Annotated in this window: 16 protein-coding genes (1 of these 16 only partly in view); 4 read left to right on the top strand and 12 right to left on the bottom strand. The window is 67.6% G+C overall.

Features of this window, described 5'->3' with window-relative positions:
* The first annotated feature begins 76 nt into the window (after nucleotides 1-76).
* On the top strand, nucleotides 77-490 hold the full coding sequence (locus SR882_RS00110) for a VOC family protein (protein WP_322521331.1): 414 nt from the start codon (nucleotides 77-79) through the stop codon (nucleotides 488-490).
* 29 nt (nucleotides 491-519) lie between these two features.
* On the opposite strand, the gene SR882_RS00105 is transcribed toward SR882_RS00110, so the two are convergent.
* The 10 genes from SR882_RS00105 to SR882_RS00060 all read right to left on the bottom strand — a co-directional run bounded on the left by SR882_RS00105 (nucleotide 520) and on the right by SR882_RS00060 (nucleotide 11,391).
* Nucleotides 520-777 carry an FAD assembly factor SdhE gene (locus SR882_RS00105; RefSeq protein ID WP_322521330.1) on the bottom strand — a complete coding sequence of 86 codons (258 nt, stop codon included), beginning with the start codon at nucleotides 775-777 and terminating at the stop codon, nucleotides 520-522.
* Nucleotides 770-1,465: a succinate dehydrogenase iron-sulfur subunit gene (locus SR882_RS00100; protein ID WP_322522366.1), complete on the bottom strand. Its 696-nt coding sequence runs from the start codon at nucleotides 1,463-1,465 to the stop codon at nucleotides 770-772. The genes SR882_RS00105 and SR882_RS00100 overlap by 8 nt, the downstream gene beginning before the upstream one ends.
* 367 nt (nucleotides 1,466-1,832) lie before the next feature.
* Entirely contained in the window at nucleotides 1,833-3,590 is a 1,758-nt protein-coding gene (sdhA, locus tag SR882_RS00095) for a succinate dehydrogenase flavoprotein subunit (RefSeq protein WP_322521329.1), read from the bottom strand.
* Nucleotides 3,587-3,910 carry a succinate dehydrogenase, hydrophobic membrane anchor protein gene (sdhD, locus tag SR882_RS00090; protein ID WP_322521328.1) on the bottom strand — a complete coding sequence of 108 codons (324 nt, stop codon included), beginning with the start codon at nucleotides 3,908-3,910 and terminating at the stop codon, nucleotides 3,587-3,589. The genes sdhA and sdhD overlap by 4 nt, the downstream gene beginning before the upstream one ends.
* Nucleotides 3,907-4,305 carry a succinate dehydrogenase, cytochrome b556 subunit gene (gene sdhC, locus SR882_RS00085; protein ID WP_322521327.1) on the bottom strand — a complete coding sequence of 133 codons (399 nt, stop codon included), beginning with the start codon at nucleotides 4,303-4,305 and terminating at the stop codon, nucleotides 3,907-3,909. Before sdhC ends, sdhD begins: the two co-directional genes overlap by 4 nt.
* 101 nt (nucleotides 4,306-4,406) lie before the next feature.
* The gene (locus SR882_RS00080; RefSeq protein WP_322521326.1) at nucleotides 4,407-5,072 is read right to left on the bottom strand and encodes an RluA family pseudouridine synthase; all 666 of its coding nucleotides are present in this window, start codon (nucleotides 5,070-5,072) and stop codon (nucleotides 4,407-4,409) included.
* Nucleotides 5,069-7,768, bottom strand: coding sequence for a [protein-PII] uridylyltransferase (gene glnD, locus SR882_RS00075; protein WP_322521325.1), 2,700 nt, complete (start codon nucleotides 7,766-7,768; stop codon nucleotides 5,069-5,071). The genes SR882_RS00080 and glnD overlap by 4 nt, the downstream gene beginning before the upstream one ends.
* Before the next feature lie 4 nt (nucleotides 7,769-7,772).
* Nucleotides 7,773-8,531: a type I methionyl aminopeptidase gene (gene map / locus SR882_RS00070; protein WP_322521324.1), complete on the bottom strand. Its 759-nt coding sequence runs from the start codon at nucleotides 8,529-8,531 to the stop codon at nucleotides 7,773-7,775.
* Between the two features lie 120 nt (nucleotides 8,532-8,651).
* A complete protein-coding gene (locus tag SR882_RS00065) occupies nucleotides 8,652-9,212 on the bottom strand; it encodes a peroxiredoxin family protein (RefSeq protein ID WP_322521323.1) in 561 nt (186 codons plus the stop codon).
* 163 nt (nucleotides 9,213-9,375) lie between these two features.
* The gene (locus SR882_RS00060; RefSeq protein ID WP_322521322.1) at nucleotides 9,376-11,391 is read right to left on the bottom strand and encodes a chloride channel protein; all 2,016 of its coding nucleotides are present in this window, start codon (nucleotides 11,389-11,391) and stop codon (nucleotides 9,376-9,378) included.
* A gap of 167 nt (nucleotides 11,392-11,558) precedes the next feature.
* Here SR882_RS00060 and argC point away from each other — a divergent pair, with 167 nt between their 5' ends.
* The 3 genes from argC (at nucleotide 11,559) to SR882_RS00045 (ending at nucleotide 14,479) form a co-directional block, all read left to right on the top strand.
* The gene (gene argC, locus SR882_RS00055; protein ID WP_322521321.1) at nucleotides 11,559-12,593 is read left to right on the top strand and encodes an N-acetyl-gamma-glutamyl-phosphate reductase; all 1,035 of its coding nucleotides are present in this window, start codon (nucleotides 11,559-11,561) and stop codon (nucleotides 12,591-12,593) included.
* Between the two features lie 285 nt (nucleotides 12,594-12,878).
* Entirely contained in the window at nucleotides 12,879-13,253 is a 375-nt protein-coding gene (erpA, locus tag SR882_RS00050) for an iron-sulfur cluster insertion protein ErpA (RefSeq protein ID WP_456152241.1), read from the top strand.
* A gap of 71 nt (nucleotides 13,254-13,324) precedes the next feature.
* Nucleotides 13,325-14,479: a citrate synthase gene (locus SR882_RS00045; RefSeq protein WP_322521320.1), complete on the top strand. Its 1,155-nt coding sequence runs from the start codon at nucleotides 13,325-13,327 to the stop codon at nucleotides 14,477-14,479.
* Nucleotides 14,480-14,506: 27 nt separating this feature from the next.
* Here SR882_RS00045 and SR882_RS00040 read toward each other — a convergent pair whose 3' ends face one another.
* Both SR882_RS00040 and SR882_RS00035 read right to left on the bottom strand, forming a co-directional pair.
* The gene (locus tag SR882_RS00040; RefSeq protein WP_407653355.1) at nucleotides 14,507-15,631 is read right to left on the bottom strand and encodes an anhydro-N-acetylmuramic acid kinase; all 1,125 of its coding nucleotides are present in this window, start codon (nucleotides 15,629-15,631) and stop codon (nucleotides 14,507-14,509) included.
* Nucleotides 15,632-15,680: 49 nt separating this feature from the next.
* Nucleotides 15,681-16,746 carry the 3' portion of a peptidoglycan DD-metalloendopeptidase family protein gene (locus tag SR882_RS00035; RefSeq protein ID WP_322521318.1) on the bottom strand. The gene runs 518 nt beyond the window's last position, so only the last 1,066 of its 1,584 coding nucleotides appear in the window; its start codon lies beyond the right edge, outside the window — the gene reads right to left on this strand; the stop codon is at nucleotides 15,681-15,683.

The raw sequence follows: 16,746 nt of genomic DNA, 5'->3' as shown, positions 1-16,746 counted from the left end.
TCTGGCGAACCCCATGCGGGCGGTCCTGCAGAGGCACTATCGAATCGTGCAGCGTTCTCCTAACCGGGAGCCAGTCATGCCTGATGCCGATAACCGACTCGATGTGCCGCCTGAGGTCCAAGGCGTCGACCACGTCAGCCTGCTGGTCAGCGATGCCCGGCGATCGCGCGCGTTCTATGCCGAGGTGCTGGGGCTGGCGGAGTTGCCGCGGCCCGATCTCGGCTTTCCGGGCGCGTGGCTGTCCCTGGGCGGGGGGCAGGCCCTGCACCTGCTCGAGCTGCCCAACCCCGACGGGGTCGACGGTCGACCGGAACACGGCGGTCGTGACCGGCATTTCGCGTTGCGGGTCGAGACGACAGCACCTTTCGCCGGGCGACTGGAGGCCAAGGGCCTTGCCTTCACGCGCTCGCGATCCGGCCGCGATGCGTTGTTCTTCCGTGATCCGGACGGCAATGCGGTGGAGTTGGTGGGGACGAACGGCTCCGCGTAACGCGCCTTTCCGTCGCATTCGCCCAGGGTTTACCCGGATGAACGCGCCTGTTGCCGTATTCGTTCCACCAGATCGGCCAGGGAGTCATCGCTCGGGCGCTCCCGGCCGAGAAACCAGGCCTGCAGGTCCTGGTCGGCCGCGGTCAGCAGTCGATCGAAGTCGTCGAGTTCGTGTGGCAAGAGCCGCGGCAATTGCCGCTCGGCGAACGGGCCGAGCAGCAGGTCGAGCTCTCGCAGGCCCCGCCGGCAGCGCCAGCGCAGGCGAGCACGGCGGTCCCCTTCAGACATGTCGGCCCAGCATGCGTCGGCGGATACGGCCGATCGCCTCGGTGGGGTTCAGCCCCTTCGGGCAGACGTCGCTGCAGTTCATGATGGTGTGGCAGCGGAACAGCTTGTAGGCGTCGTCGAGCTGTTCGAGCCGCGCCGCGGTGGCCGTGTCGCGGCTGTCCTCAATAAAGCGCGCGGCCTGCAGTAGCGCCGCCGGGCCGAGGAAGCGTTCCGGATTCCACCAGTAGGACGGACAGGCGGCCGAGCAACAGCCGCAGAGGATGCATTCGGTCAGGCCATCGAGACGCTCGCGCTCGTCGGGCGTTTGCGCCTGCTCCCGGTCCGGTGGCGGGGCATCCGCCTGCAGCCAGGGTTCGACCCGCTGGTATTGGTGGTGGAAGTTGCCCATGTCGACGACCAGGTCGCGGATCACCGGCATGCCCGGTAGTGGCCGGATGACCACCGGCTCGGTCAGTTCGCCCAGCCGGGTGATGCAGGCCAGCCCGTTGCGCCCGTTGATGTTCATCGCGTCCGAGCCGCAGACCCCCTCGCCGCAGGAGCGGCGAAAGCCGAGTGTCTCGTCGATCTCGCGCAGGCGTAACAGCGCGTCGAGCAGCATGTCGTCGGGAGACAGGTCGTCGAGGACGTATGCCTGCTGGTGGGGCGCCTCGCTGCTTTCCGGATCGTAGCGGTAGAGGGAAAAGCGCATCCGCCCGTCGCGCGGGCCGGGGCGTTTGAACACGCGGATCGGCTGCCATTCGCTCATCTGGGGACCTCGAAAAACCGTAGCGAGCCGCCCGAGTGCAAGGAGCCGCTGGCTTGCGCCTGCTTCGCATTCAGCGAGCGACGAGACATATCAAAAAGATAGGTGGATGCAGGCCATCCATGGCCTGCAGTCTCCGAGCGCACTACGTGCGCCTCGATGCGCTCCCAGCGAATCGAGAGGAGCGAGCGATGGAATGGCCCGGATGCCATTCCGTACGCAAGTCTCGCTTGCGCTTGCGAGGGACACGGATGTCCCGAGTCCGCACGTGACGCCGCAGTCGGGTGGCGTAGCAGGTTATTCGAGGTCCCCATCAGTAGACCCTCGGTTTGGGCGGGAATGAGTCCACCGTCAGCGGGGTGGTCCGCACCGGCTTGTAACGCATGCCGCGCTCGAGCGAGAACAGGCTGTGCACCAGCCAGTGCTCGTCGTCGCGGTCGGGGTGGTCGACCCGGGAGTGCGCGCCGCGGCTTTCCGTCCGCGCGGCCGCCGCGGTGATCGCCGCCAGTGCCACGTCGGCGAGATTGACCAGTTCCAGTGCCTCGATCCGCGCGGTGTTGAACACGCGGCCATGATCGCCGATCGCAAGCTCCCGGCTGCGGGCATGCAGCTGGCGGATGCGCTCGAGCCCCTGATCCAGTTGATCCTGGCGGCGAAACACGCCGGCATAGTCTTCCATGGTCTGCTGGATCTCCCGGCGCAGGGCGGCGACCGCCTCGCCGGTTGCCCGCTCCTCGATGGCATCGGCCAGGGCCTGCGCGCGGGCAGGGGCCTGTTCCGGCAGGGGGCGGTGATAGCGGTGCGCGGCCAGGTGCTCGAGCATGTGGCGCGCCGCCGCCCGACCGAAGACCACGATGTCGAGCAGGGAGTTGCCGCCCAACCGGTTGGCGCCGTGCACTGAGACGCAGGCGCATTCGCCCGCGGCATACAGACCCTCGACGGGCGCTTCCCTGCCGTCTTCGCCCGGGCGGACCACCTGTCCGTGGCGGTTGGTGGGGATGCCGCCCATGGTGTAGTGCGCGGTGGGGAACACCGGAATGGGGTCGTCGACCGGATCGACGTTGACGAAGGTCTTCGCCGTCTCGCGGATTGCCGGCAGGCGCTCGCGGATAACCGCCTCGCCGAGATGGTCGAGCTTGAGCAGGACGTGGTCGCGATTCGGGCCGCAGCCGCGGCCCTCGCGGATCTCGGTGACGATCGCCCGGCTGACTACGTCGCGGCTGGCCAGATCCTTCGCGTGGGGGGCGTAGCGTTCCATGAAGCGCTCGCCCTCGGCATTGACCAGGTAGCCCCCCTCGCCGCGCACCCCTTCGGTGATCAACATGCCCTTGCCGGCGATGCCGGTGGGATGGAACTGGACGAACTCCATGTCCTGCAGCGGGATGCCGGCACGCAGGGCCATGGCCATGCCGTCGCCGGTGTTGATCAGCGCGTTGGTGTTGGTGCGGTAGATCTGGGCCGCCCCGCCGGTGGCGAGCAGGGTGGTGCGCGCCTCGATGGTGGTCGTCTCGCCGCTGGCGATGTCGAGGACTTGGGCGCCGAGGACCGCGCCCTGATCGTCGACGAGCAGGTCGAGCGCGAAATGCTCGTCGAAGAAGTGCGTGCCGGCGGCAAGATTCTGCTGGTAGAGCGAGTGCAGGATCGCGTGTCCGGTGCGATCGGCGGCGGCACAGGTGCGTGCGGCCTGTTCGCCGCCGAAGTGCTGGCTCTGCCCGCCGAAGGCGCGCTGGTAGATGCGCCCGTCGGGCAGGCGCGAGAACGGCACGCCGAAGTGTTCCAGCTCCCGGACCGCCTTGGGCGCGGCGCGACACATGTACTCGATCGCGTCCTGGTCGCCGAGGTAGTCGCTGCCCTTGACCGTATCGAACATGTGCCAGTGCCAGTTGTCCGGCAGGGTATTGGCCAGCGAGGCATTGACGCCACCCTGCGCGGCGACGGTGTGCGAGCGGGTGGGAAAGACCTTGGAGACCACCGCCACGCTCGCCTCGCCGCGGGCCAGTTGCAGCGCGGCGCGTAGCCCGCCGCCTCCGGCGCCGATCACCAGCGCGTCGACCTGTCGTGGTTTGCTCACATCACCTCCAGTAGTGTCGCGCCGAACCAGATGCCCGACCCGAGCAGCCAACCGGCGAGTGCCGTCAGCAGGGCGACCCTCAGGCCGAGCGGATGGACATAGTCGAGCAGCACGTCGCGGCCGCCGACCCAGGCATGCAGCAGCAACGCCAGCGCGGCGAGCCAGAGCGTCACGGCATTGGACGGTGCGGCGAGCCAGCCGCTCCAGGCGGCATGCGACCAGGCGTCGGCCATGGATAGGCAGACCAGGACGTAGACGGTGAACGCGCCGAGAAAGAGCGCGGAGAGGCGTTGGATCAGCCAGGCGACCAGCCCGCTCATGCCCACAGCCCCCACCAGAGGCCGAGCCCGGCGATCACGCCCACCCCCATGACCAGCAGCGCGCTGCGACGCGCGGTTACCCGGGTGATGCCGATATCGAGGTCGAGGAGCAGATAGCGGATGCCGGCGAACAGGTGATGGGCCAGCGCCAGGGCGAGCAGCAGGCCCGCCAGGCGTGCCGGCAGCCCCGTCAGCACCTCGCCGGCCCGCGCGAATCCCGCCGGACCGGACAGGCTCAGGGCAAACAGCCAGGTGGCCGGCGGGATCGCGAGGATCATCAATACGCCGGTCAGCCGGTGGGCGATCGAGGCGATCGCCTGCGGGGGGAAATGCATCCGGCGCAGGTCGAGAAAGACTGGACGTTTTCGATGGCTGTTCTGATCTTTCGGCGGCATGGCGCGGTTGCCCTGTCCTCGTCCGTGAACGTTGGCCTACTGGCTACTATAGGCGCTCGATCGGCAGATGCCCTAGCCCGGAATTTCATTAAATACCCGGGCTAGAACGGCGCTTTGCAGTGGTAGCCGGCTTTGGGGGCGTCCGGATGTTGCGGGTCGGGGAAGGCCAGCCGGGTCGCGTGCAGCATCAGCCGCTCGTGGCGATCGGCCTCGGGGTGATAGAGCGAGTCGCCCTGGATGGGGCGCCCCTGGGCCAGCAGGTGGACGCGCAGCTGGTGCGAGCGCCCGGTGATCGGCTCGAGAATCACGCGGATGCCGTCTTCCAGCGGTTCGGCCAGGCGGTAGCGGGTCTGCGATGGGCGTCCGGTTTCCGGGTCGATGCGGTAACGCGGCCGGCGTTCGTGGTCCTTGCCGATCGGGAGATCGATCAGTCCCTCGGCCGGCTCCAGCGGGGCATCGATCAATGCCTCGTAGGTCTTGTCCACCTCCCGGGCGGCGAAGGCCTTGGAGAGAAAGGAATGGGCGCGGGCATTGCGCGCCAGCACCAGCAGACCCGAGGTGTCCCAGTCGAGGCGGTGGACGATGCGCGCCTCGGGAAACTCCATCTGCACGCGCGTGATCAGGCAGTCCTGCTTGTCGGGGCCGATACCGGGCACCGACAGCATCCGTTCGGGCTTCGCCACCACCAGGAAATCGCGACGCTCGTCGATCAATGCCCAGTCGCCCGGTGGCTGGTTGGCGGGCAGGTTGTGGTCGATCGGGCTCATGCGTCACCGTCGGCGGCGTTGCCCTTGGCGGCGTGGATCAGGGCCTCGGCAATCGCCTGCTGATGCTCGCGGTCGTTGATGGGGTGGCCGTACTGGTCGACGACGAAGAAGGCGTCCTCGGCGCGTTCGCCCAGGGTGGCGATGCGCGCGTGCAGCAGGATGGCGCCCATGCGCCACAGGGTGTCGGAGAGATCGGCGAGCAGGCCCGGCCGGTCCTTGGTCAGGACCTGGATCATGGTGCGTGCCCGGGCGACATCGGCAATGAATTCCACCTCGGTATCCACGTCCAGGCTCGATAGCTGGGCCGGGGTGCGCCGGCGGGTGACCGACAGGGCCCGCTCCGGGCGCTGGATCACGCCTTCGAGCCGCTCGTGCAGCGCCTCGATCGCGCCGGGGTCACTGACGGCGTGTCCCTGGCGGTCGAGCACGAAGAATTCCAGCAGGATCAGCTCGGACTCGGGCAAGGGTTCGCGGTTGCCGTCGCCGTCGATGGCATTGAGCCCGCTCTCGACCACCAGCGGGCGCGGGATCACGGTGATGTTGGCCGACTGGACATTGAGGCCCTCCCGGTCGATGCCGGCGACCACGTGGGCGAACAGCGCCGGGTGGTTCTGCGCCAGGATCAGGATCTGGGTCGCCTGGTGCTGCGGGTCGTCGTTGATGGTCAGGGCGGGCAGGTCGGCATCCACCGCCACCCGCGAGTGGCGCAGGATGTTGTCGATCTCGTTTCTGAGGAAGTACTCCTCCGGCATGCCCGACAGCCAGGCGGCCAGCTTGGCGGCGTCCATGCCCTCGCTCGAGCCCTGGCGATTGGCGTCGCGGCGCGTCTCGCGCACGATCTGTGCGGACGAGCGCACGCCCTCGGCGAAATGCTGGTGGGTGAGCTCGAACAGGCGGCGCAGCAGGGTGTCGCGCCAGGAGTTCCACAACTGCGGATTGGTGGCGCGGATGTCGGCCACCGTCAGCAGATAGAGGTAGTCGAGCTGCTCGGCGCTGCCGACCTGTTCGGCGAAGCGCCGGATCACTTCCGGGTCCTCGATGTCCTGGCGCTGGGCGGTGAAGGAGAGCAGCAGGTGCTGTTCGACCAGCCAGCCGACCAGGTCGATGTCCTCGCGCGGCAGGCCGTGAGCCCGGGCGAAGTCGCGGGCGTCGAATGCGCCCAACTCGGCGTGATCGCCGCCGCGGCCCTTGGCGATGTCATGGAACAGCCCGGCCAGGTACAGCACTTCCGGGCGGGGGATGCGCTTGAAGGCATCCGAGGCGATCGGGTTCTCGTCGCGGTACTCGGGCAGTGCGGGGCGTCGCAGGTTGCGGATCACCAGCAGGGTGTGGGTGTCGACCGTGTAGGCGTGGAACAGGTCGAACTGCATCAGCCCGACGATCGGGGCGAAGTTGGGGATGTAGGCGGCGAGTACGCCGGTGAGGTTCATGTTGCGCAGGGCGAGATAGACGCCGCGCTCGGCGCGCAACAGGCGCATGAACAACTGCTTGGCATGGCGGTTGGCGCGAAAGCCCGCATCGATCACCGACAGGTTGGCCCGCAGCTGGCGGGCGGTGGCGGCCGTCATGCCCTCGAGATCGGGGTGCTCGGCGAGCAGCAGGAACAGCTCGAGGATGGCGGTCGGCGAGCGCATGAACACCTGGGCATCGCGGGTCTCGATCAAGCGGCCGCGGCGAACGAAGCGCGGGTTGAGCCGTTGGATCGGCTCGAGGATCTCGGGGTGCAGGCGTTCGCGCCAGCGCTGGATCAGCAGCTGATTGAGGCGTTCGACCTCGATGGTGGCGCGAAAGAAGTGCTGCATGAAGCGCTCGACCGCGAGGTTGCCATCCTGGAGCCCTTCGTAGCCGAACGCGCCGGCCAGCGTTTTCTGGTGGGTGAGCAGCAAACGCTCTTCGGCCCGCTCGGCCAGGCCATGCAGGCCGATCCGGATGCGAAACAGCAGCGATTCGGCATGCAGCAGCGCCCGGTATTCGTCATCGCGCAGCAGCTCGCCGCGACGGTGCATCGCCGCGAGGCTGGGGGCGCCATCGATGCGGTTGGCCAGCCACCGGATGGTGTGCAGGTCGCGCAGGCCACCCGGGCCTTCCTTGATATGCGGCTCGATCTTGGTGCCGACATTGTCGTGTGACTCGTAGCGCGCCTGCTGCTCGTCGAGCTTGGCGGCAAAGAACCAGGCGGGATCGAAGGCCGCGTCATCGCGGATGGCCGCATCGAGGCGGGTGAGCAGGTCCTCGTCGCCGGCGATCAGGCGCATCTCGATCAGGCTGGTGTAGACGGTCGGGTCGGTGGCCGCCTCGAGACACTCCTCGACGCTGCGCACGGCGTAGCCGATCGACAGGCCAGTGTCCCAGAGGGTATAGAGGAAGGCCTGCACCGCCTCGTCATGGGCGTGATCGGCGGTGAGCACCATGATGTCGATGTCCGAGTGGACGAACATCTCGCCGCGACCGTAGCCGCCGACCGCGACCAGCGCACAGGGTGTGTCGGCGAGCTTGTCCTGCCACAGGGTCCGCAGGGCGCTGTCGACGCGGGCGGTGACCTCCCGGATGAAGCCGCGGGCGTTGGTCTCGTCGGCCAGTGCCTCGGCCCAGTGTTCGTTCAGTGTCTCGAGCTGGCGCGCCAGTGGCCGGTCGGCCGGGAAGGTGACCTGGTCGCCGAATCGACCGTCGGGGTCCGGTTGCCCTGTCGATTGCATGGGATCAGGCAGGCGGTTGGGTGAGGATGTCGAATCCGTCCGCGGTCACGGCGATCGTGTGCTCCCATTGCGCCGACAGCGAGTGGTCCTTGGTGACCACCGTCCAGCCGTCCCCGAGCAGTTTGATCTCCTTCTTGCCGGCGTTGATCATCGGCTCGATGGTGAAGACCATGCCTTCCTTGAGGCGCACGCCTTCGCCCGGGTTGCCGTAGTGGACCACCTGCGGGTCCTCGTGGAAGTTGCGGCCGATGCCGTGGCCGCAGTATTCGCGCACCACGGAAAAGCCGCTGGCCTCGGCATGGCTCTGGATGGCGTGGCCGATGTCGCCCAGGGTGGCGTCGGGGCGGACCGTCTCGATGCCCTTCATCATCGCCTCATGGGTGACGTCGATCAGGCGCTGCGCACGCACGGACGGCTTGCCGACGGTGTACATCGCCGAGGTGTCGCCATGCCAGCCGTCCTTGATCACGGTGACGTCGATATTGAGGATGTCGCCGTCGCGCAGGGTCTTGTCGGCCGGGATGCCGTGGCAGACCTGGTGGTTCAGCGAGGTGCAGATCGAGGCGGGAAAGCCGTGGTAGCCAAGCGTGGCCGGCGTGCCGCCCTGCACCTCGGTGATGTGCTTGTGGGCGATCTCGTTGAGTTCGCCGGTGGTCACGCCAGCCTTGACGTGTTCGCGCAGCAGTACCAGCACCTCGGCGGCAAGCTTGCTGGCGATGCGGATCTTCTCGATTTCCTCGGGGGTCTTGATGGAAATGTTCATGACCTGGCAACGGGCTCCCCTGACTGTGTCCGCCGCGGCAACCGGCCGCGCGCAAAGACTCCCAGTGTAACGAAAAACGCCCCGGATCGCGGGGCGTCGGAGTGCGTGGGGCGAGGAGCCTTAAGCCGATTCGAGCAGCTGGTCGAGGGTGCGCTCGACCCGGTCGACGTCGAACACGCCGATCTTCTGGAACTCGATGCGTGCCTGGGCATCGAGGATGAAGGTCGTCGGCGTGACGCGTACGGGTCCGAAGGCTTCGGCGCCGCGGCCGTCCTTGTCCTGCCAGATGGTATAGGTCATGTCGCGCTCTTCGACCATCGTGTTGATCTGGTCGAGCGGGTCGTAGCTCATAGCGAGCCCCACGACGTTCACGCCGCGATCGGCGTACTTGTCGTGCAGTTCCTGGATGTGCGGGATTTCCTTGACGCAGCCGGGGCAGGTGGTCGCCCAGAAGGTGATCAGGGTGGGTTTGCCCTTGATCGACGCCAAGTCGACCGGGTTGCCGTCGCGGTCCTGCACGGTCACGCCCTCAAGGGCCAGGCCGCTGTCCGACAGGCAGCCGCCCAGCCCCAGGGTGAGCAGCGCCCCCGCCCCGCCCAGCAGCAGGCGGCGGCGTGAGGTGTCGTGCTGCGGATCCGCGGCGGCGTCGGCCCGGCGGGAAATATCGTTACGTCGCGTCATGTCGAACCCTCATTGGGAAGCCCAGGTCGAATAGGGATGCGGTCCGGCAAGCCGAAACGGCATTCCTGTTGGATCAACGCGTCTTTGGGTAAAGGCGCCCGGTGCGTGCAAGCAAAATGGACCGGCGCGAGGCAGCAAAGTTTCCGCGGGACGCCCTTCGAGGTCAACGTTCGACAATCGCCTGTTCCAGCATGGCGGCGGTCATCACGCCCAGGGTGCGGGCCTGCGGCGAGCCGAGCATGCGTCGGGCGACCAGTACGCCGACGTCCTCCTCGCGCATCACGCGTTGCGCCTGGGTCAGCGTGTAGCCGACCTCGACGTCGGCGGCTTGGTAGAAGCCGCTGATCTCTGCCGGGTCGAGGAGGACATCCTCGCGCACCTGGTTGGCCAGGGCATCCAGGTCGATGCCCGAGTCGGCGTCTTCGCCGCCAGCCGGCGCGCCGGTGGTGGCGGTCTCGCCCTCGATCGCATCGGCGGGGGTGCGGGCGGCCTCGTCTTCGGCGACTGATTCGTTTTCCGCCGATGCCCGGCTGGCTTGCGCCTCGGCGTCGGCCTCGGCCTCGGCCTCGGCCTCCCGTGCCGCCTGTTCGGCCCGGGTCTGGGCATCGAACAGCGCCTGGTTGAAGGCCTGGTCGAAGGCCGCTCGGGCCGGGGCATAGCGGATCACGCCCATCGCCTGGCGGTTCTCGTCGCGGATGACCAGCCAGGCCGGTTTCTCCTCGAGCGCCTGTTCGAACCGGGCGAGGTTGCAGGGGCAGTTCACCTCGGCAACGCGCCGCTCGATGATGCTCGAAACGCCGATGTTGTCGCCGTTGAACCACAGCGACGGCCCCGGCATCTGCTGGTCGTTGGCGCGCAGGATCGCGTCGTAGAGGCCGGACTTGCCGAACACCATGCGGCTGACCAGCCCCGAGACGACGATGGTGATCATGGCGGGCAGGATCGCGCCGGTGTCACTGGTGAGTTCCAGTACCGCGGCCAGGGCGGCCAGTGGCGCCTGGAGCGTCGCGCCCAGCATCGCCCCCATGCCCAGCACGGTGTAGAAGGCGACGTCGTTGAGCGGGATCTGGTCGAGACGGTAGAGCAGGCTACCGAGGGTACCGCCGACCACCGCGCCGATCATCAGTACCGGCGCGATGGTGCCAATCGGCAGGCCGAGTCCCACGGTGATGCTGGCCAGCAGCCACTTGGCCGCGGCGATGATCAGCAGGGCGCCCAGGGTCAACTCGGCGGCGGCGACCAGGTCCGTGGTGTCGTGGCCGATACCGAGGATCTCCGGCACCCAGAAGCCGATGGCGCCGGTGGCCACGCCGGCGGCGGTAAATCGCGCCCAGACCGGCCAGTTCCAGCTGCGGGCAATGGTGCCCTCGACGATCTGGATGTAGCCGGCAGCCATCGCGCCGCTGATCAGCCCCAACGCCAGCAGGGTGGGTACCTCCCAGAACGACATCTGGTGATGGATCTCGATGGTGAACAGGGTTTCCGGCCCGAAAACGGTCGTGGCCAGCAGGGCGCCCATCGAGGAGGCGAGGATGACCGGCAGGAAACTGGCTAGCGTGTACTGCTTGATCACCACCTCGAGGGCGAAGATCACGCCGGCCAACGGCGTATTGAAGGCCGCCGAGATGGCCGCGGCCACCCCGCAGCCCGACAGCGTGCGCACGCTGTTGTTCGGCAGGCCGAGGCTGTGTCCCAGCAGGCTGCCCGAGAAGGCGCCCAGGTGGATGCCGGGGCCTTCCCGCCCGCCGGTCAGGCCGATCAGCAGGCCCCACACGCCGGCGACGAACTGCACCACGGCGTTCTGCCAGGGCATGTCGGCGCCGAAGCGGTGAAACCGGATGATGACGTGGCCGACGCCGACGTTGCGCATGCCGAACGGCAAGAGGTGAAAGGCCAGGCCCAGCACCAGGGCGCCGAGGATCGGCAGCAGCAGTCGCCATTCGGCGGGCAGGGATTCGTAGCGCTCCGCGCCCGGCAGCCCCAGGCCGTAGACCTGCAGTCCCTCGAGCGCCAGTCGGAAGGCGACCACCAGCAGTGCGGCGAGCAGCCCGGCGATCAGGCCCAGCAGGGTGACCTGCAACAGGGCATCCGGCTGTGCCAGGCGAAGCCGCAGACGCTCGATGAACCGGTTCAGCGGGCGGCCGAACCAGTCCTGTAGGCGGGCGAGCAAAGCGGTCACGGGCCGGGCCTCCCGGAGAATAGAGAGCGGTGATGAATCGGGCGGGCGGATGGTCCGCCGCAACGGCGCTGCTAATATGCCACGATTGCCGACCCGATTCGAACGCCGGTTGCCCGAAGGGCAGGGCCGGATCGGATGTACCCAAGCACGAGGAGTCGAGCGAAGACATGAAGAAGATCGGAATCGTCGGTGGCACCGGGTATACCGGTGTCGAGCTGATGCGCCTGCTGGCCCACCATCCGGACGTCGAGGTGGTGGCGATGACCTCGCGCGGCGAGGCCGGTCGGCGTGTGGACGACCTCTATCCCAGCCTGCGCGGTCACACGGACCTGGTCTTCAGCGAGCCGGGTGATGCCGACCTGGCCGGTTGTGATCTCGTGTTTTTCGCCACGCCCAACGGCATCGCGATGCAGGAGGCGCCGGCGTTGCTCGAGCAAGGCGTGCGGGTGGTCGATCTGGCCGCCGACTATCGCCTCAAGGATCTCGATGTCTGGTCGCAGTGGTATGGCATGACGCACGCCTCGCCGGAATGGGTCGAACAGGCCGTCTACGGGCTCCCCGAGCTTTACCGTGACGAGATCCGTGGCGCGCAGCTGGTCGCCAATCCCGGTTGCCATGTGACCGCGACGACCCTTGCCGTGCTGCCGCTGATGGGGCTGGACTGGGTCGATCACGGCCAGATCGTGGCGGACACCAAGTCGGGCGCCAGCGGCGCCGGTCGTTCGGCCGCGGTGCATACGCTGTTGGCCGAGGCGGGCGAGAGCGTGCGCACCTACGCCGCCGCCGGTCACCGCCACCAGCCGGAGATTCGCCAGACGTTGACCACCATCGCCGAGCGCGAGATCGGCCTGACCTTCGTGCCGCACCTGGTGCCGATGGTCCGGGGGATCGAGTCGACCGTCTACCTGCCGCTGCAGGGCGAACCGGGCGAGAATGTGCAGCGGCTCTACGAGCGCTACTATGCCGAGGAGCCGTTCGTCGACGTCATGCCGCCGAACAGCCACCCGGAAACCCGCAGCGTGCGCGGCAACAACATCTGCCGCATGGCCGTGCACCGGCCGCTCGACGGGCCGATGCTGGTGGTTTCCAGCGTGATCGACAACCTGGTCAAGGGCGCCGCCGGGCAGGCCGTGCAGAACATGAACCTGATGCTCGGTTGCGACGAGCCGGCCGGGCTCGAGCTGGTCGCCCTGTCGCCCTAGGGAACCTCTGCACGATTCGATGGCGCCTCTGGCGAACCCCGTTCGGGCGAGCCGCCAAGGCCCCATTTGCGGTGTTGCAGCCCTTGTGAAGGACGCAGCCGTTCACGGCGGGCTGCGCCTTGCCACTGGGCCCTTGGCGGTCCCGCAGAGGCACTATCGAATCGTGCAAAGATTCCCCAGTGCCGGCTCGCATGCATTCGCCAATGGTCTGATAGACTGTGAGTTTGCCGCTCGGCAACGGTATTTTTCCGCCGAGCGGGCGCGCAATCGATTGAGGTGAACGCGATGGTTGACGCAACCGACACCATGGTGGCCGAGCCGGCCACCGAAGCCACGCCGCTGGTCTTTACCGAAAATGCGGCGAACAAGGTCCAGTCACTGATCGAGGAAGAGGGCAACCCGGAGCTCAAGCTGCGCGTGTTCATCACGGGCGGCGGCTGTTCCGGCTTCCAGTACGGCTTCATGTTCGAGGAAGAGGTCCAGCCGGACGACACGGCGGTGGAGCGCTCGGGCGTAACCCTGCTGGTCGATCCGATGAGCATCCAGTACCTCGAGGGTGCCGAGATCGATTACAAGGAAGATGTCTCCGGTGCGCAGTTCGTGATCCGCAACCCCAATGCCGCGACCACCTGCGGCTGCGGTTCCTCGTTCTCGATCTGATTGGGTAATGGGTCAGGACGCGGGCATCGCCCGCGTCTCGCGTTTGTCAGGGTTATTACAAGGCGTTGTCGATGGATTTCGTACCGGGTTTGCAGGGTGTGCCGGCGGCGCAGTCTGCCATTTCGTATCTGGATGGTCAGGCCGGGCTGCTGACCTACCGTGGTTATCGCATCGTGGATCTGGCCCGCCAGAGCACGTTCGAGGAAACCGCGTGGGTGCTGATCCACGGTGATCTGCCCACGGCGCTCGAGCTGGCCGAGTTCGACGCCGACCTGCGTCGCAACCGCCGCGTGAAATACAACGTGCGCGACATCATGAAGTTCCTGCCCATCGACGGGCACCCGATGGAGGCGCTGCAGACCTGCGTGGCCAGTCTCGGCATGTTCTACCCGGGGCAGGAGCGCATGACGGCCAACGGCGTCAATGCCGACAGCGAATTCGTCGAGCAGATGATCGTCAAGATCCTCTCGAGCATGTCCACGCTCGTGGCCATGTGGGAGCATATCCGCAAGGGTGACGACCCGGTCGCGCCGCGCGCCGATCTCTCCTACGCGGAGAACTTCCTGTACATGATGACCGAGCGCGAGCCCGACCCGATCGAGGCGCGCATCATGGATGCCTGCCTGATCCTGCACGCCGAGCACACGCTCAATGCCTCGACCTTCGCCTCGCTGGTCTGCGGTTCGACACTCGCGCCGCCGAATCTGGTGGTCGCCTCGGCGATCGGCACGCTGGCGGGGCCGCTGCACGGTGGGGCCAACCAGCGCGTGCTGGCGATGCTCGACGAGATCGGTTCGGTCGAGAACGTCACGCCCTGGCTGGAGCAGAAGCTGGCCAACAAGGAGGTGATCTGGGGCTTTGGTCACCGCGAGTACAAGGTCAAGGACCCGCGCGCCGACATCCTGCAGGGGCTGCTCGAGCAGCTGCGCGAGCACCGCGGTGGCCAGCTCTCGCCGCTCTACGAGATTGCCCGCGAGCTTGAGACCCAGGCGGCCGAACACCTGGCCGGCAAGGGTGTCTACCCGAACGTCGATTTCTATTCCGGTCTGCTGTACGCCGAGCTTGGCATCCCGCGTGATCAGTTCACGCCGATCTTCGCCATCTCGCGCACGGCCGGCTGGCTGGCGCACTGGAAGGAGCAGATCGCGAACAACCGCATCTATCGTCCCACCCAGGTATACGTCGGTGAAAGCCCGCGCGACTACCGCTCGATCGGCGCCCGCTGATCGATCTCTGCTGAGGATCCGGTCGATTCAGGCCGGGTAGATGCCACCCAGCAGGCGCGGCCCGGCCGCGCCAGTCACGCTGGGGGCGTTGGCGGGTTGGCCGCTCAGCAACTGGCGGGCCAGCCACGCAAACGCGGCCCCCTCCACGCATTCCGGCGCCAGGCCCAGTGCCGCACTGCTTTCCACCGGCGCGGCCAGCCGCTCGCCCAGTCGCTTGACCAGTCGCCCGTTGTAAGCCCCGCCGCCGCACAGCGTGATCGGCATGCCCGGTTGTTCGGCCTGCCAGGGCGACAGGGCTCGGGCGATGCTCTCGACCGTCAGTTCAAGCAGGGTGGCCTGGACGTCCTCGGCCGGGAGTACCTCGAGCCACTGCCCGCCCAGTCGTTCCAGCCAATCGAGGTTGAACTGTTCCGGTCCGGTGGATTTCGGGGCGGGGGCCGTGAAGAACGATTCGATCAGGAGTTGCTCAAGCAGAGCGGGGTGTGCCGTCCCGCTGGCAGCCCATTGGCCGTCCCGGTCGAACGGGGCCGGCCGGTGGCGGCTGTGCCAGGCATCCATCAGGGTGTTGGCCGGGCCGGTGTCCAGGCCGATGGGCTCCCGGCCGGGGTGCAATATCGAGGCGTTGGCGATCCCGCCCAGATTGATCACGATCCGCCCCTCGGGGCCGGGCGGGAACAGGGCCGCGTGGGCCGGCGGCGCCAGCGGGGCGCCCTGGCCGCCGGCGGCCAGGTCGCGGCGACGGAAGTCGGCGGCCACGGTAATGCCGGTGAGCTCGGCGATGCGGCTGGGATCGCCCAGTTGCAGGGTGAAGGCGGCGTCCCGCCAATTCGGTCGGTGGCGCACGGTCTGACCATGCGAGCCGATTGCCCGGATCGCCGTTGCCGGCAGGTCGGCCTGCTCTAGAAGCCGGGCGACGCCTGCCGCCGTGGTCTCGGCCAGCCGACGATCGGCCATGCCCAACAGGTCGATGGCGTCGATCGCGGGCGCCGGCGGGGCCTGGTCTGCCGCGCCGTTGACGCCTTGGGCCAGTCGTTTCAACTGGGCGGTCAGTTTGGCGTCCAGCGGCTCTTGGTGGTGGGCAATCAGGCGGGGGAGCGAACCGGAGAAGTCGCAAAGGCACAGGTCGAGTGCGTCGATGCTGGTGCCCGTCATCGCCCCGATGAAGAGCTCGCCGCCGTCGTCGGGGCGGTTCCGGTCCGGATCAGTCGTCACGTGATTCGTGGGCGACACGCTCGTTGCGGGCCAGGTGAACCGGCTGCTCGCCTGCCACGTCGACCTCGATGCGGGCCAGTTCCTCAAGCGATCCGCGCGTCCGGGCGATGAAATCCTTGCGGTCCTTCGAGGCGATCGGGTTCGCTTCCGGCAGGTCCACCTTGAGCGGATCGAGCGCCTTGCCGTGGACCTTGAATTCGTAGTGGAGGTGCGGCCCCGTGGCGGCGCCCGTCATGCCCACAAAGCCGATGGTGGTGCCCTTGTCGATGCTCGCGCCGCGCTTGAGGTTGCCCTTGAAGCCGGACAGGTGCGCGTAGAGGGTTTCGTGCTTGGCGTCGTGCCGTACCTGGACCACCTTGCCGTAGCCGTGCTTCCAGCCGACGAAGGTAACGCGGCCGGAGGCGGCGGACTTGACCGGTGTGCCGGTCGGGGCGGCGAGGTCCACGCCATTGTGCGGACGGACGGTGTTGTGAATCGGGTGCAGTCGCTTGGGGTTGAAGTTCGAGCTGATGCGGGAGAACTCCACCGGGTAGCGCAGGAAACCGCGCTCGAGGCTGCTGCCATCGGGTTCGTAGTAGCCGCTCGTCCCGTCGGGCGAGGTGTAGCGCACGGCCTGGACCCGCTCGCCGCGATTGACGAACTCGGCGGCGACGAGCTGGCCGGTCCCGAGACGCTCGCCCTCGCGTTCGCGCACCTCGTAGATCAGGCGGAACTGGTCGCCATCCCGCACGTCGCGCAGAAAATCCACCTTCCAGCCGAAGACCTCGGCCAATTGCATGATTTGCGCGGGGGGAACGCCCGTTGCGATGGCGGACTGGTAAAGCGAGCCCTTGATGGTCCCGCCGGCGGAGACCAGCCGGGTCTCGCTGGGCAGGTCGGTGATCTCGGCCACCAGCTGGTCGCCCTCGCTGCGGAAGATGGAAAGCTCGCTCTCGCTGCTGAGGTCGTATTTCAGTCCGGCGAACTGTTCGGCGTCGTCCATCATCAGCACGAGCTTGTCGCCCGGGCGAATGCGTTCCAGGCGACGGGCCTCGTCACCGAGGTCTAGCACCTTG

Source organism: Guyparkeria halophila (assembly GCF_034479635.1).
GTDB lineage: Bacteria > Pseudomonadota > Gammaproteobacteria > Halothiobacillales > Halothiobacillaceae > Guyparkeria > Guyparkeria halophila.
Note: the sequence above shows the minus strand (reverse complement) of the source record. Positions and strands in the feature narration are given on the sequence as shown.